The following is a 26,763-nucleotide window of genomic DNA, read 5'->3' as shown; positions in this document are numbered from 1 at the left end:
TCAGAGCGACATCCCTTCTTCGACGGCGAACTCGGGAACCCCGTCGAACCGCCCGGGGTCGTACGCCGGGATCGCGTCGCGCTCCCCGAGCACCTGTTCGGCCAGCGCCTCGCCCGTCGCCGGCGCCCGAAGGAAGCCGTGGCCGTGCCACCCCGTCGCGACGTAGAGCCCCGACTCCACCTCGCCCAGCAGCGGCTCGCCGTCGGGCGTCGCCGTCGCAAGCCCCGCCCACGCCGCGTCCGCACCGGCGTCGAACTCGGTCCGGTTCGCGACCGCGTCGAGCGCGCCGTCGACGAACCAGTCATCGCCCGCTGGATCCCAGCGGTCCGGGTCGCACTCCTCGGGCACCGTGCCGTCGCCCGCGAGCAGCCCCGCGGGGTGGGGGCGGAAGTAGACGCCCGCGTCGGCGTCGTGGACCATCGGGCCGTCGTAAGCAGCGGGGGAGACGAGCGCCTGCACGCGGTAGGGTTTGAGCGGGAGCTGGATCCCCGTCGGCGCCAGCGCGCGCTTGGTCCAGCCGCCGGCCGCGACGACGACCGCGTCGAAGCGCTCGCCGTCGACTCTGGGGCCGTCGCCGCGATGGGAGATGTCCGCGTCGACGCCGGTCCAGCAGTCGACGCCGGCCTCGCGCGCGCGGTCGGCCATGGCAGCGACGTACGCCCCCGGGCCGGGGGTCGCGTACGCCGCGCGTTCGGTGACGGCCGCGAGCCCGACCCCCGAGAGGTCGAGTTCGGGGAAGCGATCCGCGATCGACTCGGGGTCGTGACACGCCACGTCGACGCCGTGCTCGCGGGCGGCCGCGACCGAATCACGGAGCGCAGACTGTTTCTCCGCGGCGTCCTCGCCGACGACAGTGACCTGCGGCGTCGGCTCGACCGAGAAACGGTGGTCGCGGTCGGCCAGCCACTCGAAGCGGTCCATCGCGCGATCGGCGATCTCGGCGCCGATCGCGTCCGTGGGGCGCGGGGCGAGCACGCCCGCCGCGCGGTGAGAACTCCCCTCGATCCGATCCCGGGGAGACGTTCGGTCGTCGCCCAGTTCCGAGTCGCGCTCGTAGAGGCGCACGTCGGCGCCGCCCTCTGCAAGATCGTGGGCGGCCGTGACGCCGACGGCGCCGCCGCCGACGACGGCTACGCGCATCGCCCCCCTCGGCAGTGCTGGTCGGCGAGCGGTCGGGAGCGTGAGCCAATCATACTCGTCGTCTCCCGCGCGCTGCTACTTAGCGCCTCGGTCGGGCGGCGAAAAATCGGTCCGGGTCGGCCGGGACCGAGCTACGGCGTCGGTTCGGCCTGCTCGTCGGCCTCGTCCTCGTCCATCCCGCGGAGTGCCTCGACAGCGGCCTCGCGGTAGCGGTCGGGGTCGGCGTCGTAACGGTCCGCGGCCATCCGGGCGTACTCGTTCCCTTCGTCGTCGAAGGCGGCGACGCGCTCGACCGTGCGTTCGGCGGTCTCGACGACCCAGCGGTCCCGGGTCGCGGCGTCGACAACGGTGATCGACTCGGGGCGAACCGAGACGTTCACCGTGCCGTCGTCGGTCTCGTACGTCCGCGGCTTGCCGACGACGGCGACGTAGGCGGGCGGTTCGAGGTCACGCAGCGTGGAGGCGGCTTCGGGCTGGTACTGGCCGGCGTACACGAAGAACGTGCCCGTCGGGTCGACGATGCGACCCCGCCAGTACTCGTTGTCGTCGCCGATGTCCTCCTTCTCGGTCAGGGTGCCGACGAAGAACACGCGGTTGGCCTTCTCCCCCGTCGGGAGCAGTTGGTAGGCCGGGGCGCGCTCGTCGTCGGACTCCTTGAACGTGTGGCTGGCGTCGTTGAACTCGGTGGCGAAGGCGCGGCGGGCGACTTCGCGCATGGGGGCGTCGTTGGACATCTAGATCGACCTCGCTTTGATCAGCGCGCTCTCGGGATCGGCCGGCGTGTCGAGGCGCTCGAACTCGTCGACGAGCACGTAGCGCCCGAATACGGGGCCGGACACCTCGAAGTAGTGGCCGAGCAGGTCGCCCTGCATCTCCTCGACGACCACGGTGGTGTCGAGGGCGTCGGTGGCCATCTGCTTGGCCTCCTCGAGGTCGATCCCGGTCAGTTCCTCGGTCGTCTCCTTGTCGAAGATGACCTCGCGGACCTCCCGGCCGTCGTCGAGGACGGCCTTGATCCGGAGGTCGAACTCGCCGTCGACCTGCCCGTGCTCCGAACACCGGCCGTTCTGGAGCACGCGCGTGCAGTCGTCCTCGGGGCAGCGCTTGATCAGTCCCGAGCCGGACTGCACGTCGACCAGCGCGCCCTCGACGGTGACGGCGTCGTCGCCGACCTCGATCTCCTCGTCGAGTTCGGTGATCGTGGTGGTCTTGTTGAGCTTGACCGAGTAGTTGCCCTCGTACTCGTCGGTGACGACGTTCGAGAGCGCGTAGCTCTTGCCCTCCTCCAGTTCGGGGAGGTCGGAGGTGTCGAACGCGACGAACTTCTTCGTCCCGCTCTCGTCGCCCAGCAGGCCCACCTGCGCGATGGACTCGTGGCCGGGCTCCCAGAGGTCGGCGACCTTCACGCGAAGGTCGATCCACTGTTCGTCCTCGTCGATCTCGCCCAGTTGGGTGAGCTCGCTGTCGGCGCTCCCGAGCTCGTCCCGCTGGAGGTCGGCCTCGTCGAGGTACTGGCTCTCGACGCTGCGACGTGCCTCGTCGAGGGGGACGCGGTACTCGTTCACGAGGGTCTCGAGGCGCTCCTCGACGTCCTCCTGTTCGATATCCAAGTGGTCCGAGAACTGTTCGGCGATCTCCGCTGCGTGACTCTCTAACTCGCTCATGGTTGCCTGCCTCCGCCTGTGTTTCGTCGGGAGGCGTACCGGGCTTGGTGCCTAATGGTATTTAAACTTCCGCCGCCGTGGCGGAAGTGGAATCGTCCGTTTCGGTCGTCGAATCGGCCACTTACGGGCGATCACGTCGACAGGAAACGGCGGGGCACTGCCGGCGTGCCGACGGCTCTTTGGGGGCGGGTCCCCAGTTCCGGCCATGGACGAGCGCCTCGAACGGTTCATCCGGACCAAACTCCGGCGCGCGGGCGAGCAGTTCGAGGAGGCCCGCGAGGCCTACCACGAGGGGAAGGCGCCGGCGGAGTTCGACCTGCCGAGCGACGACGACGGACGGGCGAAGATCGTCTGCCGCCGTCACGCCGACCGGCGCGCGGTGCTGATCGACGCCGAGGGCCGGCCGGCCTGTTTCGACGCCGACCACCCCGACTGTCGGGGCTGTGCCGAGGACGTGCGGGAGGGGATCGTCGAGACGTGGTGACCGCGCCGCGACCGGTCCCGCCGAACCCCGAGGGTTGAACACGCTCGCCGGCAACCGACACCTGTGAAAACCGTCGCACTCGTCCTCGCGGGCGGGATCGGCTCTCGGCTCTACCCCGCGAGCCGCGAGGACCGCCCCAAACAGTTCCTTCCCATCGGCGGCGAGCGGTCGCTGCTCGCCCGAACCGTCGACCGCGCCGGGTTCGCCGACGAGGCCGTCATCGCGACCCGGCCGCGCTTCGCCGACGAGATCGACGATCACGTCCCCGACGCCGAGGTGCTGATCGAACCCGACGGGAAGGACACGGGGCCGGCGCTGACGTACGCGACCCACCGGATCCGGGAGCGGTACGGGACCGACGACGAGCCGCTCGTGATCGTCGCGCTGCCCAGCGACCACTACGTCGGCGACGACGGGGCGTTCCGGGAGACGATGACCGCCGGCGCCCGCGTGGCTGCCGCGGCCGACCGGCTCGTCACCTTCGGCGTGACGCCCGAGCGGCCCGAGACCGGCTACGGCTACGTCGAGCCCGGCGCCGCACGGACGGCCGACGGCGTCGCGTTCCACGAGGTCGAGCAGTTCCACGAGAAGCCCGACGCCGAGACCGCCCGGGGGTACGTCGCGGCAGGCTACCGCTGGAACAGCGGGATGTTCGCGTGGACGCCCGAGCGGTTCCTCGACGCCGCGGCGGAGTCGACGCTGGCACCGCTCGTGTCGGCGCTCGAAGACGGCGACCCCGAGGGCGGCTTCGAGGCCGTCGACCCGGTCTCCGTGGACTACGCGGTGTTCGAGCGCGCCGAGAACGTCGCCGTCGTCGACGCCGCGTTCGCGTGGGACGATCTGGGGACGTGGGACGCGCTCGACCGCGTACTCGACCGCGAGGGCGACGGCAACGTCGCGATCGGCGACCACGCGACCGTCGACGCCGCGGACAACGTCGTCGTCAGCGACGACAAGCACGTCTCGCTGGTCGGCGTCTCGGGGCTCGCGGTCGTGGCCTACGACGACCGCGTGCTGGTGGTGCCGAAAAGCGAGGCCGGGCGAGTGCGCGAACTGGTGTCGCTGCTCGACGAACGGGGGGAGTTCTAACGGTCGAAACCTCGCGAGAAAGACTACTCCTCGTACGCCCGGCGCACGCGCACCTGCCCGTCGCTCGTGACGCCCACGAGGAGTTCGGCGCGCACCTCCCGCCCGTGGATGGCGTCGCCGGCGGCGTCGCTGACGATCTTCATCAGTTCCGGCGCCGCGTAGCCCACCTTCACCCCCGCCTCGTCGCAGGCCTCGTACACCAGATCCGGGACGTCGTAGAGGTCGGTCCCGTCCTCGACGCGGACCCGGACCGGCGCCGAGAGCGCGTCGGCGAAGGAGACGGTCTCCCGGGCCTTCTCGACGTTCTCCCGGGCGCTGGCCTCGACGCTCGAGACGTTCGCCCGCGAGGTGCCGAGCCGGTCGGCGATGTCAGCCTGTCGGAGGCCGTGCTCCCGGAGCGCGAGCACCTCGGCCTGTCGGCGGGTGAGCACGTTGGCGTCGGCGTCGAACCCCGCCTGCCCGAGCAGCTCCGCGGCGGTCGGGGCGTCGCTCCCGCCGCCGTCGGCGTCGTCGCCCGGGGCGTCACCGTCGGTCATGAACGTTCGTGGGCGCCGCCCGCTGAAAAAGCTACAGTTCGTGGCGGATTACTCCGTCCACCGGATCTCGTACTCGAGTTCGTAGCGCTGCTCGCCGGTCTCGGAGTCAGTGAGGCGTTCGAGTTCGACCTCGAACCGGGGGGTTTCCGGGACGTCGACCTCCCGCGTCTCGCTCCCACCACCGAGGACGACGGTCCCGTCCTCGATCTGTTCGGCCGCCGTCGTGAGCACGTCGGCGATCTCCGGACGTGGTCGCGCCTCCTCGGTCTTGAAGAGTTGTTCCTCGGGCATCACGAAGGAGTTCCCGTCACAGCAACTAAATGCTGGTTGCCGGTCGGACAGCCGGCTCAGCGGCCGTCGCCGCCCCAGAAGTTGTCCCGGGAGCCGAGCCGTTCGCGGTCGGTGCGGTCGGGGCGGCCGTCCTCGTCGTCGGGTTCGACGCCCTCGTCGTCCGATCCGTCGCCCTCGTCGGTCCCCTCGTCCTCCTCGAGGGGCATCTTCTCGATGACTTTCTTCGCCGTCGCGTGGCTGGATTTGACCCGGTCGATGCGGACGCGGGCGCGGCACTCCGGCAGCAGACCGTCGATGAGGACGATGAACCCGTCGTCGGTCCGCCCGACGCCGGCGCCGCTCTCGTGGATGTCCGTCACGTCGACGACGACCTCCTGCCCCGGCTTCACGGGCTGCTCTTTGAGATCGTCGATGGGCATGTCGTAATGGTTGCACCACTCGGCACCCCCCCTGTCGCCGTAGTGCTGACAGCCCATGCCCTCGATCCGCTCGGAGAAGCTGGGGCAGTCGTCGGCTAACGGACAGTCCGGCATACAGGAGCGTAGAAAGCCGACGGTCTAAACGTTCCCGGTTCGCCGAGGTCAGATGAACTCCCGGACCTCGGAGTACCACATGTCGTGGTGATCGACCGCGCCGACGCGCTCGGCGATGTCGACCGCGAGCGCGTGCCAGCAGCGCTCGCCCGCCTCCTCGTCGATGTTGTACGCCGAGTCCGCGCAGGTGCAGCCGCCGTCCTCGACCACGTACTCGTCCTCGTGGCCGACGACGACGGTGAAGTCGCGGTACTCCTTCACCCGCCCCTCCGACACCGCCTCGATGGCTCTGGAGCCGCGATCGCCGTGGGCGTCGAGGATGGCGCCGGCTACCTCGGGGGTGAGCTCACCCGCCTCGGCCAACCGCTCGCGCCAGTCCTCGTCGGTCACGGACGGTGTTCGTGGGGCACGGGGCAAAACGCCACCGACTGGCGGCGTCGGAAGCTGAGGGCGACGCCACCGACTGGCGGCGTCGGAAACCGAGTTCGACCCTCCCCGAGTGACCGCTTCCGTCAGCGTCAAACCCCGCCCGCGAGAGCCTCGAAGCATGGACTGGCCCCGGGTCCGTGCGGTGTGGAAGCGGGTCCTCTCGCTGGCGTGGCCGGTGATGGCCGAGCAGACGTTCCGAACGCTGATGCGGACCGTCGACATCGTCGTCACCGCGACGTTCAACCCCGCGAGCGTGGTGGCGATCGGCCTCGCGGATCTGTACGCGCGGCTCCCCCTTCGGATCGGTCTCGGTCTCGGCGGTGGTACGATCGCGCTCTCCTCGCAGGATAGCGGCGCCGCCGCGGACGCCAACCGCGATGAGGCGATCACGCAGGGAATCTTACTCGGCGCGTTGCTCGGGATCCCGTTCGTGCTGTTCGGCTTCTTCCTGAGTGAGTCGGCGATCCGCGTGTTCGGCGCCGGGCAGGACGTCGAGAACCTCGACCGCGTGGTCACGCTGGGGTCGACGTACCTCGCGATCATCTTCGCGACCGCGCCCGCTCGCCACGTCGCGCTCATCGCCGCCCGGGCGCTGCAGGGCACCGGCGACACCCGGACACCGATGTACGTCAACGTCGTCGCGAACGCGCTGAACATCCTCGGCAGCGTCGCGTTGGGGCTGGGGTTCGCGCCGCTTGGCATCCCGCGGCTCAGGATCGTCGGCGTCGGGCTTGCGACCGCGGCCGCGAACGTGTTCACCGCGTCGATGCTCTGTCTCGCGATCTGGACCGACTGGTCGGAAGCCGACTTCGCGCTGCCGGAGGACTGGATCATCGCCAAGCAGCTCGTGGTCGTCAGCGCCCCGAAGGTCGCGGAGGGGTTCGCCTCGACGGCCGCGGAGTTCCCGTTCAACGCCATCCTGCTCGGCTTCGGCCAGCCGGTCAACGCCGGCTTCCAGATCGGCCGCCGGATGTACCAACAGGTCACCGGCCCGCTCTCCCGGGGGTACAACGTCGCCGCTAGCGTCGTCGTCGGCCAGCGGCTGGGCGAGGGTGACGCCGCCGGCGCGCGCTTCGAGGGCTGGGCGGTCGCCGCGCTCGGCCTGCTTACGGTCGGCAGCGTCGGCGTCGCGCTGGTGTTCGCCGCCGACACGTTCGTCTCGCTGTTCACGAGCAACGCCGAGACGGTCGGCTACGCGGTCGCGTTCGCACAGGTGTACGGTATCTGCGGCGCCGCACTCGTCGTGTTCTCGGTGCTCTCCGGCGGACTGCAGGGCGCAAGCGAGACGCGTATCCCGTTCGTCGCCCGCACCAGCGGCGTGTTCGGCCTCCAACTCGGACTCACCTTCCTGCTCGGCGTCGTGCTCGGCTGGGGACCGCTGGGGGCGTACGTCGGCATCGGCGCCACCTACGTCTGGATGGCGCTGGTCGTCGCCGCCGGCTTCCACTTCTCGGGCTGGGCGGACCGTGCCGCCGAGATGATGGAGGAGCGTGGGTCGGACGTATCGGAGTGGTGAGAAGGGGCAAGCTGCCGGACTGGTCGCCGGTGTCGAGCCGGGCGACGGCGATCAGTAGAGATACTCGTCTTCGAGCGCCTTGTAGGCGGTCGCGGCTTCGATCTCCTCGTCCTCGGTTTCGAACCACGAGAGCACGCGCTCGAAGCCGGTCTTCCGACGCAGGTCTTCGGCACTGATGGCCATGACAGTCGTCACCACACACCGCAGGAGCATAAACGTTTCTCCGGAACCCAAACACTGAAAAGCGAATTCGGGTCCCGGAGTGGGGAGGGTGGAGGCGATACGTCTTAACCCATGAGGCCAATAGGCCTCGTACGATGGCTCAGACGGGGAACCAGGAACTCACGGAGCGGTTCATCCAGTTCTACCGGAACTACTACCGGGAGGAGGTGGGGCGGCTCGCACAGGAGTACCCCAACGAGCGCCGCTCGCTCTACGTCGACTACAACGACCTGTTCACGTTCGATCGGGATCTGGCGGAGGACTACCTCGCCAAGCCCGAGCAGATGCAGGAGTACGCCGAGGAGGCGCTCCGGCTGTACGACCTGCCCGCGGACGTGAGCCTCGGGCAGGCCCACGTCCGCCTGCGCGGGCTCCCGTCTGAGCAGACCGTCGACATTCGCAATCTGCGGGTACAGGACGACCACATCGGCTCGATGATCGCCGTCCAGGGGATCGTCCGCAAGGCGACCGACGTGCGGCCGAAGGTGACCGAGGCCGCCTTCGAGTGCCAGCGCTGCGGCACGATGAGCTACATCCCCCAGAGCGACGGCGGCTTTCAGGAGCCTCACGAGTGTCAGGGCTGTGAGCGGCAGGGGCCGTTCTCGGTCAACCACGACCAGTCGGAGTTCGTCGACTCCCAGAAGCTCCGCGTACAGGAGAGTCCCGAGGGACTGCGCGGCGGCGAGACGCCCCAGAGCATCGACGTGGACGTGGAGGACGACATCACCGGCAACGTGACCGCGGGCGACCACGTCACCGTCACCGGCGTCCTCCACATCGAGCAGGTCACGCAGGGACAGGAGAAGACCGCCCTGTTCGACCTCTACATGGACGGGGTGACGATCGAGATCGAGGACGAGGAGTTCGAGGACATGGACATTACCGACGAGGACATCGCGGAGATCGTCGAACTCTCCAACGACCCCGACATCTACGAGAAGATGGTCGGCTCCATCGCGCCGGCGATCTACGGCTACGAGGAGGAGAAGCTCGCGATGGTGCTCCAGCTGTTCTCCGGCGTGACGAAGCATCTGCCCGACGGCTCACGGATTCGCGGGGACCTGCACCTGCTGCTGATAGGGGACCCCGGTACCGGGAAGAGCCAGATGATCTCCTATGTCGAACAGGTCGCCCCCCGCTCCGTCTACACGTCGGGCAAAGGATCGTCCGCGGCGGGCCTTACTGCGGCGGCTGTGAGGGACGACTTCGGCGACGGGCAGCAGTGGACGCTCGAAGCCGGCGCGCTCGTGCTCGCGGACAAGGGGATCGCCGCTATCGACGAGCTTGACAAGATGGATTCGGGGGACCGCTCGGCGATGCACGAGGGGCTCGAACAGCAGAAGATCTCCGTCTCCAAGGCGGGGATCAACGCCACGCTCAAGAGCCGGTGTTCGCTGCTCGGCGCCGCGAACCCGAAGTACGGCCGGTTCGACCAGTACGAGCCGATCGGCGAGCAGATCGACTTAGAGCCCGCGCTGATCTCGCGGTTCGACCTGATCTTCACCGTCACCGACCAGCCCGACCCCGAGCACGACAGCCGGCTGGCCGAGCACATCCTGAAGACCAACTACGCCGGGGAACTCCACACACAGCGCGAGGAGAACCCCAACTCGGAGTTCACCGAGGAGCAGGTCCAGAACGTCACCGAGGAGGTGGCGCCGGACATCGAGGCCGAACTCCTCCGGAAGTACATCGCCTACGCCAAGCGCAACGTCTACCCGACGATGTCCGACGAGGCCAAAGACGCGATCGAGGAGTTCTACGTCGATTTGCGTTCGAAGGGCGCCGACGAGGACGCCCCCGTGCCCGTCACCGCCCGGAAGCTGGAGGCGCTCGTGCGGCTGGCGGAGGCCTCCGCGCGGGTCCGGCTCTCGGACACCGTCGACGAGCAGGACGCCGACAAGGTGATCGAGATCGTCCGGAACAGTCTGGAGGACATCGGCGTCGACCCCGAGACCGGCGAGTTCGACGCCGACGTGGTCGAGACGGGGACGAGCAAGTCCCAGCGCGACCGGATCAAGAGCGTGAAGGCGCTGATCGGCGACATCGAGGAGGAGTACGACGAGGGCGCGCCGATCGAGGAAGTGCTCGACCGCGCGGGCGAGGTCGGCATGGACGAGGACAAAGCCGAGAAGGAGATCGAGAGCCTGCGGAAGAAGGGCGAGTTGTACGAGCCCGTACAGGGCCACCTCCGGACGACGTAACACCAGTCACGGCTCGTGACCTGCCGAGCCCTCCGTGGCTCGGCGACGGAGCGTGTTGCCGTGACTGTGTAACACCAGTCACGTCGCCGAGAATCACAGATTCTCGGCTGCCCGCCGGACGTAGTCCGGCGATGTCGTCAGACGCGACGCGTCTGACTGCAGGCAGGAAGGCGACGCCTTCCTGCGACGGCTCGTGACCGGCGCCGAGCTTCGGCTCGGCGCTCGGAGCGTGTCGCCGGGCTTGTGTCGCACCGCCGACCGCACGGGACTTATGGTGCCGGGGCCGCCACCACCGGGCGACGTGGACCACATCTCCGCGCTGCGCAACGTCGAGGAGGCGTTGCGGGCGTTCGAGGACGGCGAGGCCGACTTAGCGACCACCCAGCGGCGCGTCCAGTCCGTACTCCAGAGCTACGCCACCGAGTTCGAGGCCGACGAGCGCCGACCCTACCGAGCCCACGGCGAGCCGCCCGCAGACGGGGTCGTCGTCGTCGCGCCCGACGGGGAGACGGCGAAAGCGCGGGTAAGGGAGCTCGCTGGGGCCGAAGACGCGTCGTTCGAGATCGAGCCGCTCTGACTGTTCTCATAGTTGAGAAGTCGAAAAGGCTATGTTACTACCGTGTGTTTACTGAGCAGAGAGGCACGCCCGTGACAGCAACGCAGACAGCCGAAACGGTACACGAACGCTTGGCGGGCGCGAACAGCACCCTGCTCCTCACCTCGTCGTTCACCGACGAACAGCACTGTACGGAGCTTCTGCACCCGAGCGACGCCGCGGAGACGAACGTCCTCTGGGTGTCCTACACCAAATCCCCGGACCAGCAGCTCCGGCGGTGGCGCGAGCACACCGACGAGCGGCCGGCGGAGATGGGGATCGTGAGCGTCGAGGACTCCACGCGCTCGGTCGCCGCCGAGACAGGAGGTAGCAGCGGTCCCGGGGGTCCGTCGCTCCCGGAGACGAACGCGCCCGTCGAGACGGTGAACAGCCCGAACGACCTGACCGGGCTGGGCATCCGTATCACCGAGTTCCTCGCCGACTGGGAGGAGAACGACAACCGAACCGTCGTCTGTTTCGACTCGCTGACTGCGCTGCTGCAGTACGTCGAGCTCGAGACCGCCTACGAGTTCCTGCACATCATCACCGGTCGGATGGCCAAGACCGACGCGTTCGCCCACTTCCACATGGATCCGGAGGCACACGACGAGCAGACCGTCGAGATCGTCACCAGCCTCATGGACGCCGTCGTCGAGGTCGACGCGAACGGCGACGAGAGTATCCGCTCGCGCAAGTCTTAATTTTCTCCGAATACAGCAGCAACCAAATGCTGCTGGTCGCGACGTACTCCCGCGAGGCACGGACGAGTCTGCGGAACGTCTGCCGGCGGTACGAGGAGGCCACAGTCCGGCAGTTCGGCCGGGCGGCGCTGCTGGCCGAGACCGAGTTCGGGGCGTTTCTCGCCCTCCGCTTGCGCGAGAAGCACGGCGCCGACGTCCAGATCGAGCGCACCGAGCCGCTGAACGAGTACGAGTCCGTCCCGGAACGGGTCCGCGAGGCCGCGGCGGCGTACGAGCGCCGGGACCACCCGAGCACGCCGTACCCGAAGTTCGCGGCCGGCACCGACCATCCCGAGCCGACGGCGATGCAGGGCCGGGAGCTCTGATGCGGATCGTCGACGACGGCCGGGTCGTCGGCGACGGGCGCGCGCTCGATCTCCGGGGGGAGCCGTACTCGCCGGCGACGGTCCGTGCGGCGGTTCGGGGCGAGGGGGCGGCGCTGTCGATCGACTGCCCGACCCCGTCGCGGTGGTGGGAGTGGCTCGCCGTTCCCGGCGACGGGACCGATCCGCTCGCCCGACTCACCGCCGCCGCGCGAGCCCGCGGCCACCGGCCACCGAGCGAGCGCGCGCTGGCGGCCGCGGAGCGTGAACTCCGGGATCTCACGGTCGAGACGGTCGACACCGCCTCGACGCGCCGACGGCTCGCCGATGCCGGGACGGAGGTGGAGCGACTCCGCGAGGAGGTCGCGGCCGCCCGCGGGCGCCTCCAGAGCCGCCGGGAGACGGGCGCCGACACGGCCGAGGCCGAGGCGGCGCTCGAAGAAGCGACCCGACGGCTCTCGGAGGCCGAAACCGAGCGCGTCGCCGCCGAACAGGCCCACGAGGCCGCACAGCGCCGGGCACGCGAGGCCCGCGACGCCCGCGAGCGGCGGCTCCGGCTGCAGGACCGCGTCGCCAACCGCCGACGTGAGGCCCGGCACGCGCTCGCCGTGGCGGTCGCCGACGAGTTCGACACCGCCGCCGACGCCGTCCCGGGCGAGGCGACGCTCTCGACGGATCCGCTGGGCGTCGAGGGCGACGACGTGACGGCCGCGTTGGCGGCGATCCGGCTCGCCGAGCCGCGCGCGCCGGTCGTCGACGCGACGGACCGATTCGACAGCGCGGCGGCGGCCGCGGACGCGCTCGACGCCCCCGTGATCCGGCTCTGACCCCGAGCTTTTGAACGAGCGGGCGGGCACGCCCGCAGATGGATCTCGACTGGACACAGGAGTCCGTCGCAGGGGTGACGCTGGTCCGCGTCCACCTCCGGAACGAGCGTGCGACCGACCGCCGGGTCCGCCTCCGGAGCCGGCTCGACGGTCCCGTCCTGCCGCCACGACGCCACGGGACGCCCGCAGCCGGCTGGGACCGCGACGGCGTGACGACGGTCGTTCCCGCCGACGGAACGGCGGCACTTGGGTACGCCTCCCCGGCACCGACAGCGACGCCGCCGGTGATCCTCGACGATGTCGGCCCCGTCGAAGACAAACCGGGCGACAGTACGCCGGAGGCAGCCGTCCGGGAACTCGGCGACCACCGGCCGCCCCGGGCAGTGCTCGGTGAAGAAAGCGAGAACCGTGGAAACGGAACGGACTGGGACCAGTCGCTCCTCGATCTACCCACACACATGATCGAGGGCGAACGAGACACCACCGACGGACGTTCAGCGCGACGCGCGTCGCTCCCGGACGAAGCCGAGGCGCTCCTGTCCCCCTATCGAACGCGGATTCGGACCGCCGAGGCGCTGAACGCCGCCGGGGTCGTCGAGGCGACCGCGCTGCTCGACGCGAACGGCGGCCTCGCCGGCGTCGAGTCCCTCGCCGCGGACCTCGACGCCGACGCGCGGGAACTCCGTACGCTCGCCCGCGCCGCGGACGCGCTGGCCGCGCGGGCGGCGGCGACGACGCCCCCGACGGACGCGCTCCGGAGGCTGTCGTGATCCTCGCCGTCGCGAGCGGAAAGGGCGGCGTCGGCAAGTCGACGGTAGCGTACAACCTCGCCGGCGCACTGGATGGCGTCGTCGTCGACGGCGACCTCGGGATGGCGAACCTCCCCGCCGACTGCGGGCCCACGCTGCACGACGTGCTCGCCGGGCGCGCCGACGCCCGCGAGGCCGTGCAGGCCGGCCCCGTGACCGTCCTCCCCTGCGGCCGGTCGCTGGCGGGTGCCCGCGCGGCCGAGGTGACGGAACTGGGCGACGCACTCGACCCCGTCGAACGCGACCACGGGGTCGTCGTGATCGACTGCCCCGCCGGCCTCCGCGCGGACGTGGGCGTGCCGCTGGCCGTCGCCGACGCGGCCGTCGTGGTCGCCGCGCCGGAGCCGTTCGCGCTCGCGGACGCGCTCCGGACGCGGGAGTTGGCCCGCGAACTCGACGCGCCGCTGTCGGCGGCGGTGCTGAACAGGGTCGTCGACGACCCCCCGACGCCGACGGTTCGCTCGGCACTCGGTGCGCCCGTTACGTCGGTGCCGGCCGATCCGCGACTCGGCCGGTCGATCGAGGCCGAAGCGCCGGTCGTCGACGCCGCGCCGGGGAGCGAGCCGGCGGCCGCGTTCGCGTCGCTGGCGGCGCGTGTCAAGCGAAGCGAGTGAGGAAGGCGGGGTTCTCAGTCCTGTAGCGCCTGATACGTCGTCCGGACGGTGACCGCAGTCACGTCCGCCACGTCGGCCGCCTCGGCCTGCGTGACCGTCTCGCCCTCGCGGCGGGCGGCGAGGTAGAGCGCGCCCGCGGCGACGCCGCCAGGGTTGCGGCCGTTGGCGTGGCCCGACTCGACCGCCGCCTCGGCGAGTTCGCGGGCGCGACGGCGGACAGCCTGTCCGAGGTCGAGTTCGCTGGCGAAGCGCGCGACGAACTCCGCGGGCTCGGCCGCCGAGACGGGCAGCCCGAGCTCGCGGTTCATCGCGTCGTAGGCCGCACGGTGTTCCGCGGCGGTCGCCTTCGCGGCGTCGAGGATCTCGTCGGTTGTTCGCGAGACGCCCGCGACCCGACAGGCCGCGTAGACGGCGGCGCTGGCGAACCCCTCGATCGAGCGCCCGCGCAGCAGGTCCTCGCTCTGTGCGGACTCGAACAGCGAGCAGGACTGGTCGCGGATACGGTCGGGCAGTTCGAGCGCGCCCATCAGCCGGCGGATCTCGGTGAAGCCGTACACCTGATTGCGCTCGCGCTTCGACCGGATCTGCGTCCGGCGATGCTGGCGGCGCAGTCGGGACCACTTGCGGTTCTTCCCGCGGCCGTCGCGGCCGATCTCCGTCGAGAGCCCGCGGTCGTGCCGGGAGCGCGTCAGCGGTGCGCCACACCGGGCCGGGTTCCGGTCGTCGTCCTCGAAGCTGCGCCACTCGGGACCGCGGTCGAGCCGGTCGGTCGAGACGACCAGCCCACAGCCCTCACAGACCGTCTCGTCGCCGTCGGCGGTCAGTCGCCCGTCGCACTCGGGACAGCCGGTAGCACGCGTCGTGCTCATACTCCAAGATCGGTCCCGATCGGATACATAAACCCGGGTGGTTCCCGGGGTTTCGATCCCGCTCCCGTCCGTCGAACGTACCGGTTATCGGTACGTTCTCTCATCGCTCTACCTCAGAGAAACTTCAACAGTGAAAACTGTTAAACTATATCGCGGCGAACGATCGCGTATGACGCTGGAGGAGATCGCCGCCGGGATCGAGGTGACCGCCGAGCAGGAGGCCCGCGGCGTCGCCGCCGTCGACGAGACGGGCGAGGCGTTGGTCGAGCGCCTCCGCCCGCACGCGGGGGCGCTCCCCTGCACGCCGGAGGCCGCCGCGACGGTCGTCGAAACCCACGCGGCCGGAACGAGCGTCGGCGAGAGCGCGCGCGAGGCGGGGATCGCGCCAGTGACGGCCGCGAAGGCGCTGCACCGCTGTGGCGTCTCGGGCGTGACGCCGCTGTCGCCGATGGCCCGCGAGATCGTCCGGGACTGGCAGGCCGGCGAGCTCGCCCGAGCCGAAGCGCTCGAACTGACGGGAGCGAGCGAGGCGGAGTTCGCACTGGGGAGCTACATCGAGAGCCACGACGCCGACCCCGCGCTGTCGGCGGCGGTCGCGGACGTGGGAAGCCCCACCGACGACGACCCGCTCGCCGACGCGGTCGGCGACGTGGACGAACTGTTCTAACGCTCGCGCAACGACTCGACCGCCGCCGCGAGCCCGCTCTCCGCCAGCGGGAGGTCGAGTTCGCGGCCGAGAACGGCGTCGGCGGCGGTCGTGAGCGCGTCGACGCCCGTCTCGGTTTCGAGGCCGGCGGGCGCCTCGGCGTCGAACTGGGGGAGCGTCGCGTCGGCGTCGGCTTCGGGGAACGTGCCCGTCCCTGTGCGGTCGACGGCGAGGACGGCGTCGGCGTTCGTCCCCACGTCCTGCAGGCAGCCGCGGGTCGTCTGGACCGCATCGACGCCGCGCTCCGTCGCGGGAGCGACGACGGCCACCCGTTCGGCAGCCGTCACTGCCGCGACTGCGGGATTGGCGCCGAGCGGCGGCGTGTCGATCAGCACCCGGTCGAACGCGGTCGCCGCCTCGTCGATCCGCCGCTCCAGTTCCTGTGCGGCCTCGGCGGTCTTCGCCCGCGCGAGGCGCTCGAACGGCGCCCGCGCGGGGACACAGACGACCCGTCCCGGGTCGGGCAGCGCCTCGGCGTCGAGCGCGGTACAGTCGGCGTCGAGGTCGTACTCGATCGTCGCCTCGGAAAGCGGTCGGTCGCTCCCGTCGGTGACGAGCGCCGTCGCGTCCGGGTCGATCCGGCCCGGGAGGTGGCGGGCGAGCCCCTGCGTGTCGTAGGCGGCGTCGAGCACCGCCACGTCGTCGCCGGCGGCGGCCAGCGCGCCGGCGAGTTCGAGACAGCTCCGGGTCGTGCCTGCGCCGCCCGTCGCGCCGACGAGTGCAGCAGTCGAGAGCGCCATACGCTTCTTTCCGTACGTTACTCCAGAAAAATCTTCGGCACCGTCCGGACAGTGACCGCTGTCGGTATTTTTACTATCCGCGTCAAAGACCCTCATACGGAACCAATGGCACGACCGAGCACGGTGAGCGATGACGACTGAGTTCCCGGTCGAGAGCGTCGTCGACGCGCACGTCCACCTGATGCCCGACCGGCTGATGCGGGCGATCCGGGACGCGCTCGGCGACGCTGCCGGCTGGACGTTCGACCACCCGACTGATCTGGCGGCGATGACTGAGATCCTCCGGGACGCCGGCGTCGAGGAGTTCTTCGCGCTGCCGTACGCCCACCGACCGGGGATGGCCGACGAACTGAACGAGTGGGTCTGCGAGACGGCCGCGACCGCCGACCACGTGGTGCCGTTTGCGACCGTTCACGCCGGCGACGACGACGTCGGCGGGATCGTCGAGCGGGCCGTCGACGCGGGCGCCCGCGGGCTGAAGTTCCAGCTACCGGTACAGGGGTTCGCCGCCGCCGACCCGCGGCTGGAGCCGGCGTACGAGGTGGCTGCCGCCCACGACCTGCCGCTGCTGGTCCACGCCGGGACCGCACCGATGTTCCGGGACGACCCGAACGTCGGCGTCGACCGGTTCCGCTCGTTCCTCGACTCCTACCCGGATCTCAGGGTGTGCGCCGCCCACATGGGCGCCTACGACGTGGACGCCTTCTGTGAACTGGCCCGGACCAACGAGAACGTCTTCCTCGACACGACGTTCACCATGTCCGCGGTCGCCGAGGAGTACATGGCGTTCGACCCCGACTCGGTCGCCGACGAGACGCTGATCGAACTCTCGGAGTCGATCATGTACGGCTCGGACTTCCCGAACATCCCCTACCCCTACGAGCGCGAGCGCGCCCACCTGCTGGGGCGCGACCTGCCGCTCGAAACCCAGCGGGACATCTTCTCGCGAACGGCGCGTCGGTTCCTGGGCGAGGCGTGAACTTGGCGGATCCATCGCGAGGGACCGCCCGAATCGCCCCCATCCGACGTTTTTTGTCGGCGTGTGGTGAACGCTGACACAGTATGGGAGAGCGAGGGCGGCCCGTCCCGGACGGCGGTTCGAACGATGGGGAGTCGCCGAGCGACGACCCGACAGCCCGTGTCGCCGAGGCGACCGGCGACGAGGACGACCGGACGGCGATCGTCCGAGAACTGTACGACGCCATCCCGTTCCACCGCGAACTCGAACTGGAGGTGCTCGCGGTGACCCCCCGAAAGGCGGAGACGCGGATCCCGTTCGACGGGTCGCTGGTGGGCAACCCCGACCTCGAGGTGCTCCACGGCGGCATCATCAGCTCCATCGTCGACCTCACCGGCGCCGCCGTGTTCATCGGCCACCGCGGCGACTACACGCCGACGGTCGACCTGCGCGTGAACTACCTGGAAGCGGCCGGAAAACACCCGCTGTACGCGACGGCGACAATCGAGCGCCGCGGCGAGAACATCGGCGTCGCGAGCGTGGAAGTCGAGTCCGGCGACGCGGTCTGTGCCACGGGCACCGGAGTGTACAAACTGAGCGAATGACCGGCGCGAGCGGCGCCGCGATCAGTAGCGGTTGTCGACGATCCCGGTCTCGTCCAGTTCCGCGACCAGCGTCACCTCGTCGGGCGTGACGAGCAGGCGGTCGCCGAGCGCGGCCCGCAGGTCGTCGACGGGAGCCTCGCCCTCACAGACGATCGTCAGTCGGTCGGTCGTCTCGGGCTGATCGACTTCGATGCGGTACTCGCCGGTGAGTCCCTCGAACCCCGCCAGCACCGTCTCGATGCTCTCGGGGTACACTTTCACGCCCTTGACTTTCAGTCGCTCGTCGGTCCGCCCGATGACGCCGTCCGGCAGGACGAGCTCGCCGTCGCGTTTCTCCAACTCCGCGAGGTCGCCCGTGCGGTAGCGGATCAGCGGGATCCCCTCCTTCCGGACGTGGGTGACGACGACCTCGCCGCGCTCCCCCGTCCCGAGCACCTCGCCCGTGTCGGGGTCGACGATCTCCACGACGGCGTAGTCGGTGACGACGTGGAGGCCGTCCTCCGCCTCGGTCTCGGCGGCGACGGGCATGATGTGCCGCGTGCCGAAGTAGTCGGTCGCCGTGCTGGCGCCGAGGGCCTCTTTGACCGCCTCGCGGCGGCCCGGGATGGAGGTGAACGGCTCGCCGGCGCCGACGAACGTGTCCACCTCACCGCCCGCTTCTCCGACCTTCAGCGCGAAGCTCGGGTTCCCGATGAGCGCGTCCACGTCGAACTGGTGGGTGATGTCGGCGGCCTGCTCGGAGTCGCCGGGACCGAGCGGGAACACCTCCGCGCCGAGTTCCTCCAGCGCCCGGTGGACGACGTAGCCCGTGCCGAACAGCTGGTAGCCGAACGTGTTGATCACCCGGTCGCCGGGCTCGATACCGGCCCGTTCGAACACCTCGGCGTTGACGGCGGCCTGGTGCTCCAGATCCCCCCGGGTGTCGAACACCGGCTGGAGATCCTCGCCCATCGGGGAGAACGTCACCATCGCGGCGCCGTCGTAGAGGGAGCCAGTCGGCGGGTCAGCCTCGAAGTCGGCGACCAGTTCCTCGCCAGTCGTGAACGGGATCTCCCTGAACGCGTCCCAGGAGTCGACGGCGTCGGGGTCGATGTCGGCGTCGGCGTAGAACTCGTGGTCGGTCGCCCGCGTCAGTTGCTCGCGGACGGCCGCGAGCGTCTCGGAGTCGTACATCGAGTGGAGTAGTGGTCTACGGTCACATAAATTTCCGTCCGGCTTACACTCTGGCGTGGAAGGGGGCGGAGGGGAGCGGGCCGGTCAGTAGGCGAACGGCCACTTGCGGAAGTACTCCTTGATCTTGCCGAGCGCGGCCAACACCCCCTTAGGCTCGACCGCGAGGACGACGATGATGATGACGCCGAAGAACACCGGCACCGTCGCGGTGGCGTTCAGCCCGGTCGCGTCGCTGACGATGCCGAGCACCTCACGAAGGTTGTCCCGGATGAGCGTGACGACGCCCACGCCGAGCAGCGCGCCCCAGACGCGGCCGAGGCCGCCGAACAGCAACATCACGTAGTGTTCGAGCGTAAGGGAGAGGGTGAAGTAGCCGGGGCTGATGAAGCCGATCTGGAAGCCGTAGAGGCCGCCGGCGACGCCGATCATGAACCCGCCGATGCCGAACGCCAGTAGCTTGTTCTTGAACACGTTGACCCCCAGCACCGCCGCCGAGAGGTCGTTCTCGTGGACCGCGCGGAACGTCTTCCCGATGCCGGTCCGGGAGAGGTTCAGCGACAGCAGCGCGAACAGCAACACCGCGACCAGCGCCAGGTAGTACTTGTCGAAGGTGCTCCCGATCTCCGCGACCGGACCGAGCAGCCCGACGGTCGAGGGGAACTGCTGCTGGGAGCCGCCGTGGATGAACGCGGCCTGCCCGTTGTTGAAGAACCACTCCGAGATGAACTGGAGCGCAAGCGTCGAGATGGCGATGTAGAACCCCTTGACGCGGAACGAGGGGAGGCCGAACGCGACGGCGATCATCGCCGACATGAAGCCGCCGATGACCAACGCCGGCAACAGTCCGGCGCCCGCTTCGAGGAGCCGACTCGTCGAGTAGGCGCCGATCGCCATGAACGCCCCCTGTGCGAGGACGATCTCGCCCGCGTACCCTAAGATGACGTTCAGCCCGAGCACCGCGATCCCGAAGATGTACGCCTGTGTCAGAAGCGTCAACGTCCCGCCTTCGAACAGCAGCGGGGCGAGGAACGGGAGGGGGAGGCCGAGCGCCAGCGCGATCTTCTGGGTGCGCCAGCGGACCAGCCCCATCCGGGAGGTGTAGTCGGTGAAGTACTCACCGCAGGGCATCGCACCACCTCCGTCCCGCGGGCTCGGTGTCGGCCCGCCGTCGGGCCGTCGATACGTCGTCGGTGCGCCTGACGGCGCGTCGGAGATCGTGTCCTGCCATTCTCAGAGCCTCTCGATCCGTTCGGTGCCGTACAGGCCGTACGGTTTCACCATGATCACCACGAGGAGGAAGATCATCGGGAGGATCTCCCCGAAGCCGGCGCCGAAGTTCGCCTGCACGTCCAGCAGGGGGACGACGACGGCGGTCCCGCCCTCGAGGTAGTACGAACCCAGCTCCTGCAGGAGTCCGACCACGATTGACCCGATGAATGCGCCGGGGATGCTGTCCAAGCCGCCGAAGACGACGGCCGCGAAGATGATGATGCCCGTCGTCTCGATGGAGAAGGCGGCGCCCCCGCTGGACATCGCCAGCAGGATGCCGCCGATCGCGGTGACGGCGATGGAGAGCGTCCACGCCAGCGCGATCGTCCGCTCGATCGAGACGCCGAGCACCATCGCCGCCTGTTCGTCGCTCGCCGACGCCCGGAGGATGGAGCCGATGACGGTGCTCCGGAAGAACAGCATCAGCACGCCGACGACGATCAGGGCGATGACGACCGCGACGGCGTAGGCCCCCTGAATCGACGCGCCGAGGGGAAGCCCGACGGACCAGTCGAACGCCAGCTCCGCCGGGTACGCCTTGAAGTTCGGGCCGAAGAGGAACCTGATGAACCCCTCGAAGATCCCGCCGAGCGCCAGCGTGACGATGATGACCGACAGCACCGGTTCGCCGATGAACTGCCGGAAGACGACACGCTCGAGCGCGAGACCGAGCAGGACGCCGACGAGTATCGTGAGCACGACGGCCGCCCACGCCGGGAGCGCCGCCGGCAGGAGCGCGGCCGTCCCGAAGATGACGACGCTGTAGGCGCCGACCATCGCGATCTGGCCCTGTGCGAAGTTGAGCACGCCGGTCACCTTGTAGATGAGCGAAAAGCCCATCGCGACCAGCGCGTACAGCGCGCCGAGCCCGATACCCGTGACGGCGATGTCGAAGAAGGTGGCGAGATCCACCATTACTCCATCACCACCCCGAGGTCGGCGTCCTCGTCGATCGGTTCGTCCACGTCGACGACGCGCATCACGCCGCGTTCGTCGGACTCACGCCCGTCCTGATAGGTGATCGTTATCTCCATGTCTACGCTGTCGCTCCCGTCGTAGAGCGCCTCCACGACGTCGTCGTACCGGTCCATCACGACTTCCCGGCGGAGCTTCCCGGTCCGGGTGAGCTCGCCGTCGTCGGCGTCGAACTCCTTGAACAGGACGATGAACCGCTGGATCGGGTTGTCGAGCTCCTCGTTGGTCTCGGCGACCACGTCCCGCATCAGCTCCAGCACCTCCGGTTTCTGTGTGAGGTCGCGGTAGCCGGCGTACTGGATGTCGCGCTGGTCGGCCCACTCGGCGACGTTGTTGAACCGGATGTTCAGCACCGCCGTCAGCTCCTCGCGGCCGTCGCCGACGACCATCGCCTCCTTCAGGTAGGGGTTGAACTTCAGCTTCGTCTCGACGCTGATGGGGGCGATCGCGGTGCCGTCCTGCATCTCCATCACGTCGTCCATCCGGTCGAAGATCTTGACGTGCCCGTCGTCGGTGAGCGCGCCGAAGTCGTCGGTGTGGAGCCAGCCGTCCTCGATGGCGGACTCGGTCTTCTCGGGCATCCCGTAGTAGCCGGAGGTGACCACCGGGCCGCGGACGACCAGTTCGCCCTCGGGGGTGATCCCCACCTCGATGTTCGGGAACACCTCGCCGACGGTCTCGACCTGCACGTCGTCGTCGCGATGCATCGTCACGAAGCCGCAGACCTCGGACTGGCCCCAGATCTGCTTCAGCGGGACGCCCATCGCGTGGTAGTACTCGAAGTGGTCCTCGCCGAGCGGGCCGCCGCCCGTGTAGACGTTCTTCGCCCGCTTCAGCCCGATCTTGTCGAGGATCGGGCGGTAGGCCACCCAGTAGGAGAGCCAGTGGGCGGCCCGCAGGGTGGCGGGCGGCTCCTCGTCGTTCTTGTCGCCGATGACGTACTCAGCGTACCGCTCACCGATGCTCATCGCCTTGTCGTACACCCACTTCTTGAACCGCGTCGTGTTCTCGATCCTCGCCTTCACGTCGGCGACCCACGCCTCGTAGCGGTTGGGCGAGGAGAAGATGATCTCGGGACCGATCTCCCGGAGGTCCTCGTCCTCGGTTTCGGGCTGTTCGGGGAAGTTGGCGGTCCAGCCGCCGACAAAGGCCGCCGCGAGCAGGATCATCTGCTCGCCGACCCACGCCATCGGGAGGTAGGAGAAGTAGTCCGACTCCTTCGGCAGCGGGTCGATGTCGATGGCGGCGTTGGCCAAGTTCACGAAGTTGAAGTGGGAGAGCCGGACGCGCTTGGGCATCCCGGTGGTGCCCGAGGTGGGCGCCAGCATCGCCGTCGCCTCGGGGTCGACGGTCGTGATCTGCTGGTGGAGGTAGTCGTCGGCGACATCGCCCGACGACAGCCGCTCCTCGCCGCGCGCCTCGATGTCCTCGTAGGCGACGATGTCGGGGTCGTCGGGACCGACCTTCTCGCCGTTCTCGTACCGGAACATCCCCTTCTCGTCCCGGTAGATGATCGTCTCCAGCGACGGCACGCTGTCGGCGACCAGCAGCAGCTTGTCGACCATCTCCTGGTCCTCCGCGTAGACGATGTTCGGCTCCAGCAGCTGGAGCTGTTTCTCGATGTCCTCGGGGAGCATGTCCTCGTAGTTCGGCGCCGCCATGCCGCCCAGCGACTGGGCGGCGATCCACGCCCAGAGCTGGTGGGGGCGGTTGTAGCCGATCGTGAACAGCACGTCCTCCTCGCCGAAGCCGTACTCCTCGAGGCCGAGCGCGAACCGCTCGACGCGCTCGTAGTACTCCTCCCAGGTGAACTCCTGCCAGACGCCGTAGCGCTTCCACCGCAAGGCGGTGTCCTGCGGATGCTCCTCGGCGTGATCGACGAGGATCTCCGGGAGCGCCCGGTCCGAGACGATCTCGACGGTCTCGTCGTCGGGCGCCGTGAGCACGCGGTCGATGGTGAGCCCCTCGGCGTCGTCCTCGGCCACGTCAGTCCACCCCCGTGTAGACGCGGGCGACTTCGGGATCCTCGGTGACCGCCTCCGGCGGTCCCCGCGCGATGACGCCGCCTTTCTGCATCACGATCATCCGGTCGGAGACGGCCGTGACCACCTCCAAGTCGTGTTCGATCATCACCAGCGTCATCCCCTCCTCCTCGTGGAGGTCGGTCAGGAAGCGGATCATGTCGTACTTCTCGTCGAAGGTGAGGCCGCTCATCGCCTCGTCCAGCAGCAACACGTCGGGTTCGAGCGCGAGCGACCGCGCTAGATCTACCCGGCGCTGGACGCCGAGCGGGAGCGCCGACACGGTCGCGTGCCGGTGCTCCCAGAGTTCGAGGTAGTCGAGTATCTCTTCGACACGGCGCATGTTCCGGGCCTCGACCTGCCGGCCCGCGCCGTAGAACAGCAGCGACGACAGCAGGTTCGGGCGCTCGTGGACCGCACGGACGGTCATCACGTTCTCGAGGACGTTCTCCTCCTCGAACAGTTCGAGCCCCTGGAACGTCCGAGCCATCCCCTGTCGCGCCCGGTAGTGGGCCGGGCGGCCGGTCACGTCCTCGCCGTTGAGGTACACCGCCGCGCCGGGGTCCGGCGAGTAGAAGCCGTTGAGGATGTTCAACAGCGTCGTCTTGCCGGCGCCGTTCGGGCCGACGATTGACACCCACTCGCCGCTGTCGATCCCGATCGTCACGTCGTCGACGGCGGTGATGGAGCCGAACGTCTTGGTCACGTCACGGCAGCCGATGACGGCCTCCTCCGGGGGGACGTTGGCGCCCTCCCGGAGCGACGCCGCACGCTGGTCGGCGGCCGCGTCCTCGGCGCTCATCAGGTCCACCTCTTCCGGATCTTGTAGTGCCGGATGTCAGTGTACCGGGAGTCCTCGCTCGACGTCCCGAGGTAGAACTCCTTGATCTCCTCGCGCTGGACCAACTGGTCGGCCGGGTCGTGGAGTTCGATCTGGCCGTTCTCCATGACGTAGCCGTAGTCCGCGATGTCGAGGGTTCGTTTGGCGTTCTGGTCGGCGACGATCATGGTGATGTCCTCCTGTTCGTTGATCTCGACCAGCGTCTCGAAGATGTCCTGCACGAGCTTCGGCGCCAGCCCCAGCGAGGGCTCGTCGAGCAGGAGCAGCTCCGGCCGGTGGATGAGCGCCCGGGCGATCACCAGCATCTGCTGTTGGCCGCCGCTGGCGTAGCCCGCTTTCAGGTCCATGATCTCCTTCAGCTGCGGGAAGTAGTCGAACGCGATGTCGTAGTCGTCCTCGTCGAACCGGAACCGGCGGCCGCCGCGATAGAGGCCACACCGGAGGTTCTCCTCGACGGTGAGGTCCTCGAACACGCGGCGCCCCTCGAGGATGTGGGTGATGCCGCGGTCCACCATCTCGTTGGCGCCGAAGTTGGTCACGTCCTCGCCCCGGTAGAACACGTTCCCGCGGCTGACCTCGCCGCGTTCGGTCCGCCCGATGCCGCTGATCATCTTCAGGATGGTCGACTTCCCGGCGCCGTTGGGACCGAGCAGCGCGACGATGTCCCCCTCGTCGACGGACATCGAGACGCCCTGAACCGCCAGGAAGTGGTCGTCGTAGACGATCTCGACGTTGTCGAGTTCGACGACGGCCCGGTCGGCGTCGGACTCGGTGGTCCCCGCCGCTCGTGACTCGGCCGGCATCACAGTCCGATCCACTCGTCACGCCGGGGGAGCTCGACGGTCGTGTCGAAGCTGAGCGACCCGTCGGTCACCTCGAACAGCCGCCCGGTCATGGTGGGCCGGCGGTCGCCCTCCTCGTAGGTGTACGGTTCGGCAAGCCCCTCCATGTCGTCGTTCTGGATGCCGAACATCCCGTTGCGGGCGTTCGGGCCGGTCAGGTCGTCGCCGTTGTCGATCGTGTTCTGAAGCCCCTTGAGCGCGAGCAGGGCGTGGATGACGCCGCGGACGTAGTTGAGCTGTGCGACCTCGGGGTTGTCCATGCTCCGGTCCTCGCGCTCGAAGTTGGCCTCGATGATGTCGGCGCCGAGGCCGTCGCTGTCGAGCGCCCCCTGGAACGTCTTGAACGCGTTGACGTAGCGGACGCCCTCGAACAGGTCGGGCGACTCGGAGACCACCCGCTCGTCGACCGTGTAGGTGAGCCCACACACCGTCACGTCCGGGTACACGTCCGCCTTGTCCTGTAGCAGCACCCGCATCGGGGCGGACGTGTTCTGGTGGATGAGGTAGTCGACGTTGCCGTCCCTGGCCTGCCGGAGCTGTGTCGTCGCCGAGTTAGCCGTCAGCGGGAGGTTGATGTCCGACCCGACCTCGAGACCGAGCTCCTCGGCGTACTGTTTGCCGCCCTCGACCGGCGCCTGACCGAACGGGTTGTTCGAGAAGATGAACGCGATCTTCGCGCCGGGGTCGTTGTCCGCGATCCACTTCAGGTGTGCCCGCGCCTGACTCGTGTAGTCGAGGTTGCCGAAGAAGTTGTACGGCGTCTCCTCGGTCACCAGGTTCGCGGAGTACGACGCCGAGATGTAGACGATCTCGTCCTCGGCGACCGTGCCCGAGAGCGCCTCGGTGTCCGCGGTCCCCCAGCCGATGATCATCGGCGGTTCGTCGCCCGATGTGTACTCCTGATAGAGCTGCTGTGCCTCCGGGACCTCGTAGGCGTAGTCCTCGTTGGGATGGTCGATCTCCCGCGAGAGGAGGTCGTTCTCGTTGATGTACGCGATCGTGTCACGGGAGCCGATCGCGGCCGGCCGCCCGACGTCGGACGTGCCGCCGCTCTCGTCGTAGATCCCCGGTACTGTGACTGCATCCGAGTTCCCGCCGCCGCCAGCACAGCCCGCAAGGCCGAGCGCGACCCCGCCCGCCGCCGCACCTTTCAGGAGCCGTCGCCGTCCCATCGCCGTCTCGAACGTGTCTCCCTCGTTACGTGGCATTGTATAACACGCAACAATGGAAGTATACATCATATATAATGGTTGGGTTGAGTTTCACCGCCGAATCCCACCGATGTGAACGTGTCCGGCGAGTTCGCCGCGGCGAAACAGTAAAACGCTCCCCGCCTATTGCGTGGGGCATGTACACGTTCCTCGTGGGGATCGACGCCGACGAGTCCCGGGCGCTCGCACAGGCTGAAACGCTCACCGAACTCCCGCTGGAGACGGACGCGGTGCGTGCGGTTCTCGTCCACTCCTTCGAGGAGAAGACGAAGGGGAGCACCGTCGAACAGGTCAAGGCCGTGCGTGTCGCACGGGACCGGCTGGAGGAGGCCGGCATCGAGGTCGAACTCGAAGGGTACGGCGGCGACGCCGTCAGGGCGATCCTCAACGTCGCCGAGGAGCACGACGCCGACCAGATCGTCCTCGCCGGGCGGAAGCGGACGCCGACGGGGAAAGTCCTCTTCGGCAGCGTCACACAGAGCGTCATCCTCGACACCGAGCGGCCCGTCCTCGTCTGTAGCGCCGACGAGGAGTGAG

Annotated in this window: 31 protein-coding genes; 14 read left to right on the top strand and 17 right to left on the bottom strand. The window is 69.0% G+C overall.

Features of this window, described 5'->3' with window-relative positions; translation table 11 throughout:
* The 3 genes from ACYQZ5_RS01085 to ACYQZ5_RS01075 form a co-directional block, all read right to left on the bottom strand.
* Positions 1-1,140, bottom strand: coding sequence for an NAD(P)/FAD-dependent oxidoreductase (locus ACYQZ5_RS01085; RefSeq protein ID WP_459844844.1), 1,140 nt, complete (start codon positions 1,138-1,140; stop codon positions 1-3).
* A gap of 131 nt (positions 1,141-1,271) precedes the next feature.
* The gene (locus ACYQZ5_RS01080) at positions 1,272-1,874 is read right to left on the bottom strand and encodes an RPA family protein (protein ID WP_379732294.1); all 603 of its coding nucleotides are present in this window, start codon (positions 1,872-1,874) and stop codon (positions 1,272-1,274) included.
* On the bottom strand, positions 1,875-2,804 hold the full coding sequence (locus tag ACYQZ5_RS01075) for a replication factor A (RefSeq protein ID WP_379732293.1): 930 nt from the start codon (positions 2,802-2,804) through the stop codon (positions 1,875-1,877).
* A gap of 205 nt (positions 2,805-3,009) precedes the next feature.
* On the opposite strand from ACYQZ5_RS01075, the gene ACYQZ5_RS01070 reads away from it, so the two are divergent.
* Both ACYQZ5_RS01070 and ACYQZ5_RS01065 read left to right on the top strand, forming a co-directional pair.
* On the top strand, positions 3,010-3,288 hold the full coding sequence (locus ACYQZ5_RS01070) for a DUF7091 family protein (protein ID WP_379732292.1): 279 nt from the start codon (positions 3,010-3,012) through the stop codon (positions 3,286-3,288).
* A 63-nt stretch (positions 3,289-3,351) separates the two neighbouring features.
* On the top strand, positions 3,352-4,377 hold the full coding sequence (locus ACYQZ5_RS01065; RefSeq protein ID WP_459844841.1) for a mannose-1-phosphate guanylyltransferase: 1,026 nt from the start codon (positions 3,352-3,354) through the stop codon (positions 4,375-4,377).
* 23 nt (positions 4,378-4,400) lie between these two features.
* Here ACYQZ5_RS01065 and ACYQZ5_RS01060 read toward each other — a convergent pair whose 3' ends face one another.
* The 4 genes from ACYQZ5_RS01060 to ACYQZ5_RS01045 are packed head-to-tail and all read right to left on the bottom strand — an operon-like array spanning position 4,401 to position 6,127.
* On the bottom strand, positions 4,401-4,913 hold the full coding sequence (locus tag ACYQZ5_RS01060; protein ID WP_459844838.1) for a Tfx family DNA-binding protein: 513 nt from the start codon (positions 4,911-4,913) through the stop codon (positions 4,401-4,403).
* 48 nt (positions 4,914-4,961) lie between these two features.
* A complete protein-coding gene (locus tag ACYQZ5_RS01055) occupies positions 4,962-5,204 on the bottom strand; it encodes an amphi-Trp domain-containing protein (protein WP_379731418.1) in 243 nt (80 codons plus the stop codon).
* Positions 5,205-5,260: 56 nt separating this feature from the next.
* Positions 5,261-5,737 carry a TRAM domain-containing protein gene (locus ACYQZ5_RS01050; protein ID WP_379731417.1) on the bottom strand — a complete coding sequence of 159 codons (477 nt, stop codon included), beginning with the start codon at positions 5,735-5,737 and terminating at the stop codon, positions 5,261-5,263.
* Between the two features lie 48 nt (positions 5,738-5,785).
* Positions 5,786-6,127, bottom strand: a complete 342-nt coding sequence (locus ACYQZ5_RS01045) for a hypothetical protein (RefSeq protein ID WP_379731416.1) — start codon at positions 6,125-6,127, stop codon at positions 5,786-5,788.
* Between the two features lie 157 nt (positions 6,128-6,284).
* Here ACYQZ5_RS01045 and ACYQZ5_RS01040 point away from each other — a divergent pair, with 157 nt between their 5' ends.
* Positions 6,285-7,682, top strand: coding sequence for an MATE family efflux transporter (locus tag ACYQZ5_RS01040; protein ID WP_379731415.1), 1,398 nt, complete (start codon positions 6,285-6,287; stop codon positions 7,680-7,682).
* Between the two features lie 51 nt (positions 7,683-7,733).
* Here ACYQZ5_RS01040 and ACYQZ5_RS01035 read toward each other — a convergent pair whose 3' ends face one another.
* Positions 7,734-7,865 carry a hypothetical protein gene (locus tag ACYQZ5_RS01035; protein WP_272913568.1) on the bottom strand — a complete coding sequence of 44 codons (132 nt, stop codon included), beginning with the start codon at positions 7,863-7,865 and terminating at the stop codon, positions 7,734-7,736.
* Positions 7,866-7,999: 134 nt separating this feature from the next.
* Here ACYQZ5_RS01035 and ACYQZ5_RS01030 point away from each other — a divergent pair, with 134 nt between their 5' ends.
* From ACYQZ5_RS01030 to ACYQZ5_RS01000, 7 genes are all read left to right on the top strand, one after another.
* On the top strand, positions 8,000-10,108 hold the full coding sequence (locus ACYQZ5_RS01030) for a minichromosome maintenance protein MCM (RefSeq protein WP_379731414.1): 2,109 nt from the start codon (positions 8,000-8,002) through the stop codon (positions 10,106-10,108).
* 301 nt (positions 10,109-10,409) lie between these two features.
* Positions 10,410-10,685 carry a DUF7854 family protein gene (locus ACYQZ5_RS01025; protein ID WP_379731413.1) on the top strand — a complete coding sequence of 92 codons (276 nt, stop codon included), beginning with the start codon at positions 10,410-10,412 and terminating at the stop codon, positions 10,683-10,685.
* Positions 10,686-10,756: 71 nt separating this feature from the next.
* Positions 10,757-11,404 carry a DUF7504 family protein gene (locus ACYQZ5_RS01020; RefSeq protein ID WP_379818361.1) on the top strand — a complete coding sequence of 216 codons (648 nt, stop codon included), beginning with the start codon at positions 10,757-10,759 and terminating at the stop codon, positions 11,402-11,404.
* A 26-nt stretch (positions 11,405-11,430) separates the two neighbouring features.
* Positions 11,431-11,769: a DUF7855 family protein gene (locus ACYQZ5_RS01015; protein ID WP_379731410.1), complete on the top strand. Its 339-nt coding sequence runs from the start codon at positions 11,431-11,433 to the stop codon at positions 11,767-11,769.
* On the top strand, positions 11,769-12,593 hold the full coding sequence (locus ACYQZ5_RS01010) for a DUF7856 family protein (protein WP_459844832.1): 825 nt from the start codon (positions 11,769-11,771) through the stop codon (positions 12,591-12,593). Before ACYQZ5_RS01015 ends, ACYQZ5_RS01010 begins: the two co-directional genes overlap by 1 nt.
* 38 nt (positions 12,594-12,631) lie before the next feature.
* Positions 12,632-13,363, top strand: coding sequence for a DUF7857 domain-containing protein (locus ACYQZ5_RS01005; RefSeq protein WP_459844830.1), 732 nt, complete (start codon positions 12,632-12,634; stop codon positions 13,361-13,363).
* On the top strand, positions 13,360-14,016 hold the full coding sequence (locus tag ACYQZ5_RS01000; protein WP_459844828.1) for a P-loop NTPase: 657 nt from the start codon (positions 13,360-13,362) through the stop codon (positions 14,014-14,016). Before ACYQZ5_RS01005 ends, ACYQZ5_RS01000 begins: the two co-directional genes overlap by 4 nt.
* A 14-nt stretch (positions 14,017-14,030) precedes the next feature.
* On the opposite strand, the gene ACYQZ5_RS00995 is transcribed toward ACYQZ5_RS01000, so the two are convergent.
* Positions 14,031-14,885, bottom strand: coding sequence for a transcription initiation factor IIB (locus tag ACYQZ5_RS00995; protein ID WP_459844826.1), 855 nt, complete (start codon positions 14,883-14,885; stop codon positions 14,031-14,033).
* Positions 14,886-15,054: 169 nt separating this feature from the next.
* Between ACYQZ5_RS00995 and ACYQZ5_RS00990 the strand changes: the two genes are divergently transcribed.
* A complete protein-coding gene (locus ACYQZ5_RS00990; protein ID WP_459844824.1) occupies positions 15,055-15,552 on the top strand; it encodes a DUF7858 family protein in 498 nt (165 codons plus the stop codon).
* Here the strand turns inward: ACYQZ5_RS00990 and ACYQZ5_RS00985 are convergent.
* The gene (locus ACYQZ5_RS00985; protein WP_459844822.1) at positions 15,549-16,331 is read right to left on the bottom strand and encodes a ParA family protein; all 783 of its coding nucleotides are present in this window, start codon (positions 16,329-16,331) and stop codon (positions 15,549-15,551) included. The two genes, ACYQZ5_RS00990 and ACYQZ5_RS00985, sit on opposite strands and share 4 nt — an antisense overlap.
* Before the next feature lie 130 nt (positions 16,332-16,461).
* Here ACYQZ5_RS00985 and ACYQZ5_RS00980 point away from each other — a divergent pair, with 130 nt between their 5' ends.
* A complete protein-coding gene (locus ACYQZ5_RS00980; protein ID WP_379730571.1) occupies positions 16,462-17,310 on the top strand; it encodes an amidohydrolase family protein in 849 nt (282 codons plus the stop codon).
* Between the two features lie 83 nt (positions 17,311-17,393).
* On the top strand, positions 17,394-17,894 hold the full coding sequence (locus ACYQZ5_RS00975; protein ID WP_379730572.1) for a PaaI family thioesterase: 501 nt from the start codon (positions 17,394-17,396) through the stop codon (positions 17,892-17,894).
* Positions 17,895-17,915: 21 nt separating this feature from the next.
* On the opposite strand, the gene ACYQZ5_RS00970 is transcribed toward ACYQZ5_RS00975, so the two are convergent.
* From ACYQZ5_RS00970 to ACYQZ5_RS00940, 7 genes are all read right to left on the bottom strand, one after another.
* Positions 17,916-19,067, bottom strand: a complete 1,152-nt coding sequence (locus ACYQZ5_RS00970; protein ID WP_379730573.1) for a phenylacetate--CoA ligase family protein — start codon at positions 19,065-19,067, stop codon at positions 17,916-17,918.
* 84 nt (positions 19,068-19,151) lie between these two features.
* Positions 19,152-20,195 carry a branched-chain amino acid ABC transporter permease gene (locus ACYQZ5_RS00965; RefSeq protein WP_379730574.1) on the bottom strand — a complete coding sequence of 348 codons (1,044 nt, stop codon included), beginning with the start codon at positions 20,193-20,195 and terminating at the stop codon, positions 19,152-19,154.
* Between the two features lie 102 nt (positions 20,196-20,297).
* Entirely contained in the window at positions 20,298-21,251 is a 954-nt protein-coding gene (locus ACYQZ5_RS00960) for a branched-chain amino acid ABC transporter permease (protein ID WP_379730575.1), read from the bottom strand.
* Positions 21,251-23,296, bottom strand: coding sequence for an AMP-binding protein (locus tag ACYQZ5_RS00955; protein ID WP_379730576.1), 2,046 nt, complete (start codon positions 23,294-23,296; stop codon positions 21,251-21,253). Before ACYQZ5_RS00955 ends, ACYQZ5_RS00960 begins: the two co-directional genes overlap by 1 nt.
* A gap of 1 nt (position 23,297) precedes the next feature.
* A complete protein-coding gene (locus ACYQZ5_RS00950; RefSeq protein ID WP_379730577.1) occupies positions 23,298-24,134 on the bottom strand; it encodes an ABC transporter ATP-binding protein in 837 nt (278 codons plus the stop codon).
* Positions 24,134-24,976 carry an ABC transporter ATP-binding protein gene (locus ACYQZ5_RS00945; protein WP_379730578.1) on the bottom strand — a complete coding sequence of 281 codons (843 nt, stop codon included), beginning with the start codon at positions 24,974-24,976 and terminating at the stop codon, positions 24,134-24,136. The genes ACYQZ5_RS00950 and ACYQZ5_RS00945 overlap by 1 nt, the downstream gene beginning before the upstream one ends.
* Positions 24,976-26,223 (bottom strand): ABC transporter substrate-binding protein, encoded by a 1,248-nt coding sequence (locus tag ACYQZ5_RS00940; RefSeq protein WP_379730579.1) that lies wholly within the window; start codon positions 26,221-26,223, stop codon positions 24,976-24,978. The genes ACYQZ5_RS00945 and ACYQZ5_RS00940 overlap by 1 nt, the downstream gene beginning before the upstream one ends.
* Before the next feature lie 140 nt (positions 26,224-26,363).
* Here ACYQZ5_RS00940 and ACYQZ5_RS00935 point away from each other — a divergent pair, with 140 nt between their 5' ends.
* Entirely contained in the window at positions 26,364-26,762 is a 399-nt protein-coding gene (locus tag ACYQZ5_RS00935) for a universal stress protein (protein WP_379730580.1), read from the top strand.
* Position 26,763 lies beyond the last annotated feature (1 nt).

The sequence above is a fragment of the Halolamina salina genome (assembly GCF_054653455.1).
Note: the sequence above shows the minus strand (reverse complement) of the source record. Positions and strands in the feature narration are given on the sequence as shown.

Bases quoted from the DNA above. Each gene is read 5' to 3' on its own strand.
- ACYQZ5_RS01085 (WP_459844844.1), bottom strand. From the start codon at position 1,140: ATGCGCGTAGCCGTCGTCGGCGGCGGCGCCGTCGGCGTCACGGCCGCC.
- ACYQZ5_RS01080 (WP_379732294.1), bottom strand. From the start codon at position 1,874: ATGTCCAACGACGCCCCCATGCGCGAAGTCGCCCGCCGCGCCTTCGCC.
- ACYQZ5_RS01075 (WP_379732293.1), bottom strand. From the start codon at position 2,804: ATGAGCGAGTTAGAGAGTCACGCAGCGGAGATCGCCGAACAGTTCTCG.
- ACYQZ5_RS01070 (WP_379732292.1), top strand. From the start codon at position 3,010: ATGGACGAGCGCCTCGAACGGTTCATCCGGACCAAACTCCGGCGCGCG.
- ACYQZ5_RS01060 (WP_459844838.1), bottom strand. From the start codon at position 4,913: ATGACCGACGGTGACGCCCCGGGCGACGACGCCGACGGCGGCGGGAGC.
- ACYQZ5_RS01055 (WP_379731418.1), bottom strand. From the start codon at position 5,204: ATGCCCGAGGAACAACTCTTCAAGACCGAGGAGGCGCGACCACGTCCG.
- ACYQZ5_RS01050 (WP_379731417.1), bottom strand. From the start codon at position 5,737: ATGCCGGACTGTCCGTTAGCCGACGACTGCCCCAGCTTCTCCGAGCGG.
- ACYQZ5_RS01040 (WP_379731415.1), top strand. From the start codon at position 6,285: ATGGACTGGCCCCGGGTCCGTGCGGTGTGGAAGCGGGTCCTCTCGCTG.
- ACYQZ5_RS01035 (WP_272913568.1), bottom strand. From the start codon at position 7,865: ATGGCCATCAGTGCCGAAGACCTGCGTCGGAAGACCGGCTTCGAGCGC.
- ACYQZ5_RS01030 (WP_379731414.1), top strand. From the start codon at position 8,000: ATGGCTCAGACGGGGAACCAGGAACTCACGGAGCGGTTCATCCAGTTC.
- ACYQZ5_RS01015 (WP_379731410.1), top strand. From the start codon at position 11,431: ATGCTGCTGGTCGCGACGTACTCCCGCGAGGCACGGACGAGTCTGCGG.
- ACYQZ5_RS01010 (WP_459844832.1), top strand. From the start codon at position 11,769: ATGCGGATCGTCGACGACGGCCGGGTCGTCGGCGACGGGCGCGCGCTC.
- ACYQZ5_RS01005 (WP_459844830.1), top strand. From the start codon at position 12,632: ATGGATCTCGACTGGACACAGGAGTCCGTCGCAGGGGTGACGCTGGTC.
- ACYQZ5_RS00995 (WP_459844826.1), bottom strand. From the start codon at position 14,885: ATGAGCACGACGCGTGCTACCGGCTGTCCCGAGTGCGACGGGCGACTG.
- ACYQZ5_RS00990 (WP_459844824.1), top strand. From the start codon at position 15,055: ATGACGCTGGAGGAGATCGCCGCCGGGATCGAGGTGACCGCCGAGCAG.
- ACYQZ5_RS00985 (WP_459844822.1), bottom strand. From the start codon at position 16,331: ATGGCGCTCTCGACTGCTGCACTCGTCGGCGCGACGGGCGGCGCAGGC.
- ACYQZ5_RS00980 (WP_379730571.1), top strand. From the start codon at position 16,462: ATGACGACTGAGTTCCCGGTCGAGAGCGTCGTCGACGCGCACGTCCAC.
- ACYQZ5_RS00975 (WP_379730572.1), top strand. From the start codon at position 17,394: ATGGGAGAGCGAGGGCGGCCCGTCCCGGACGGCGGTTCGAACGATGGG.
- ACYQZ5_RS00970 (WP_379730573.1), bottom strand. From the start codon at position 19,067: ATGTACGACTCCGAGACGCTCGCGGCCGTCCGCGAGCAACTGACGCGG.
- ACYQZ5_RS00965 (WP_379730574.1), bottom strand. From the start codon at position 20,195: ATGCCCTGCGGTGAGTACTTCACCGACTACACCTCCCGGATGGGGCTG.
- ACYQZ5_RS00960 (WP_379730575.1), bottom strand. From the start codon at position 21,251: ATGGTGGATCTCGCCACCTTCTTCGACATCGCCGTCACGGGTATCGGG.
- ACYQZ5_RS00950 (WP_379730577.1), bottom strand. From the start codon at position 24,134: ATGAGCGCCGAGGACGCGGCCGCCGACCAGCGTGCGGCGTCGCTCCGG.
- ACYQZ5_RS00945 (WP_379730578.1), bottom strand. From the start codon at position 24,976: ATGCCGGCCGAGTCACGAGCGGCGGGGACCACCGAGTCCGACGCCGAC.
- ACYQZ5_RS00940 (WP_379730579.1), bottom strand. From the start codon at position 26,223: ATGCCACGTAACGAGGGAGACACGTTCGAGACGGCGATGGGACGGCGA.
- ACYQZ5_RS00935 (WP_379730580.1), top strand. From the start codon at position 26,364: ATGTACACGTTCCTCGTGGGGATCGACGCCGACGAGTCCCGGGCGCTC.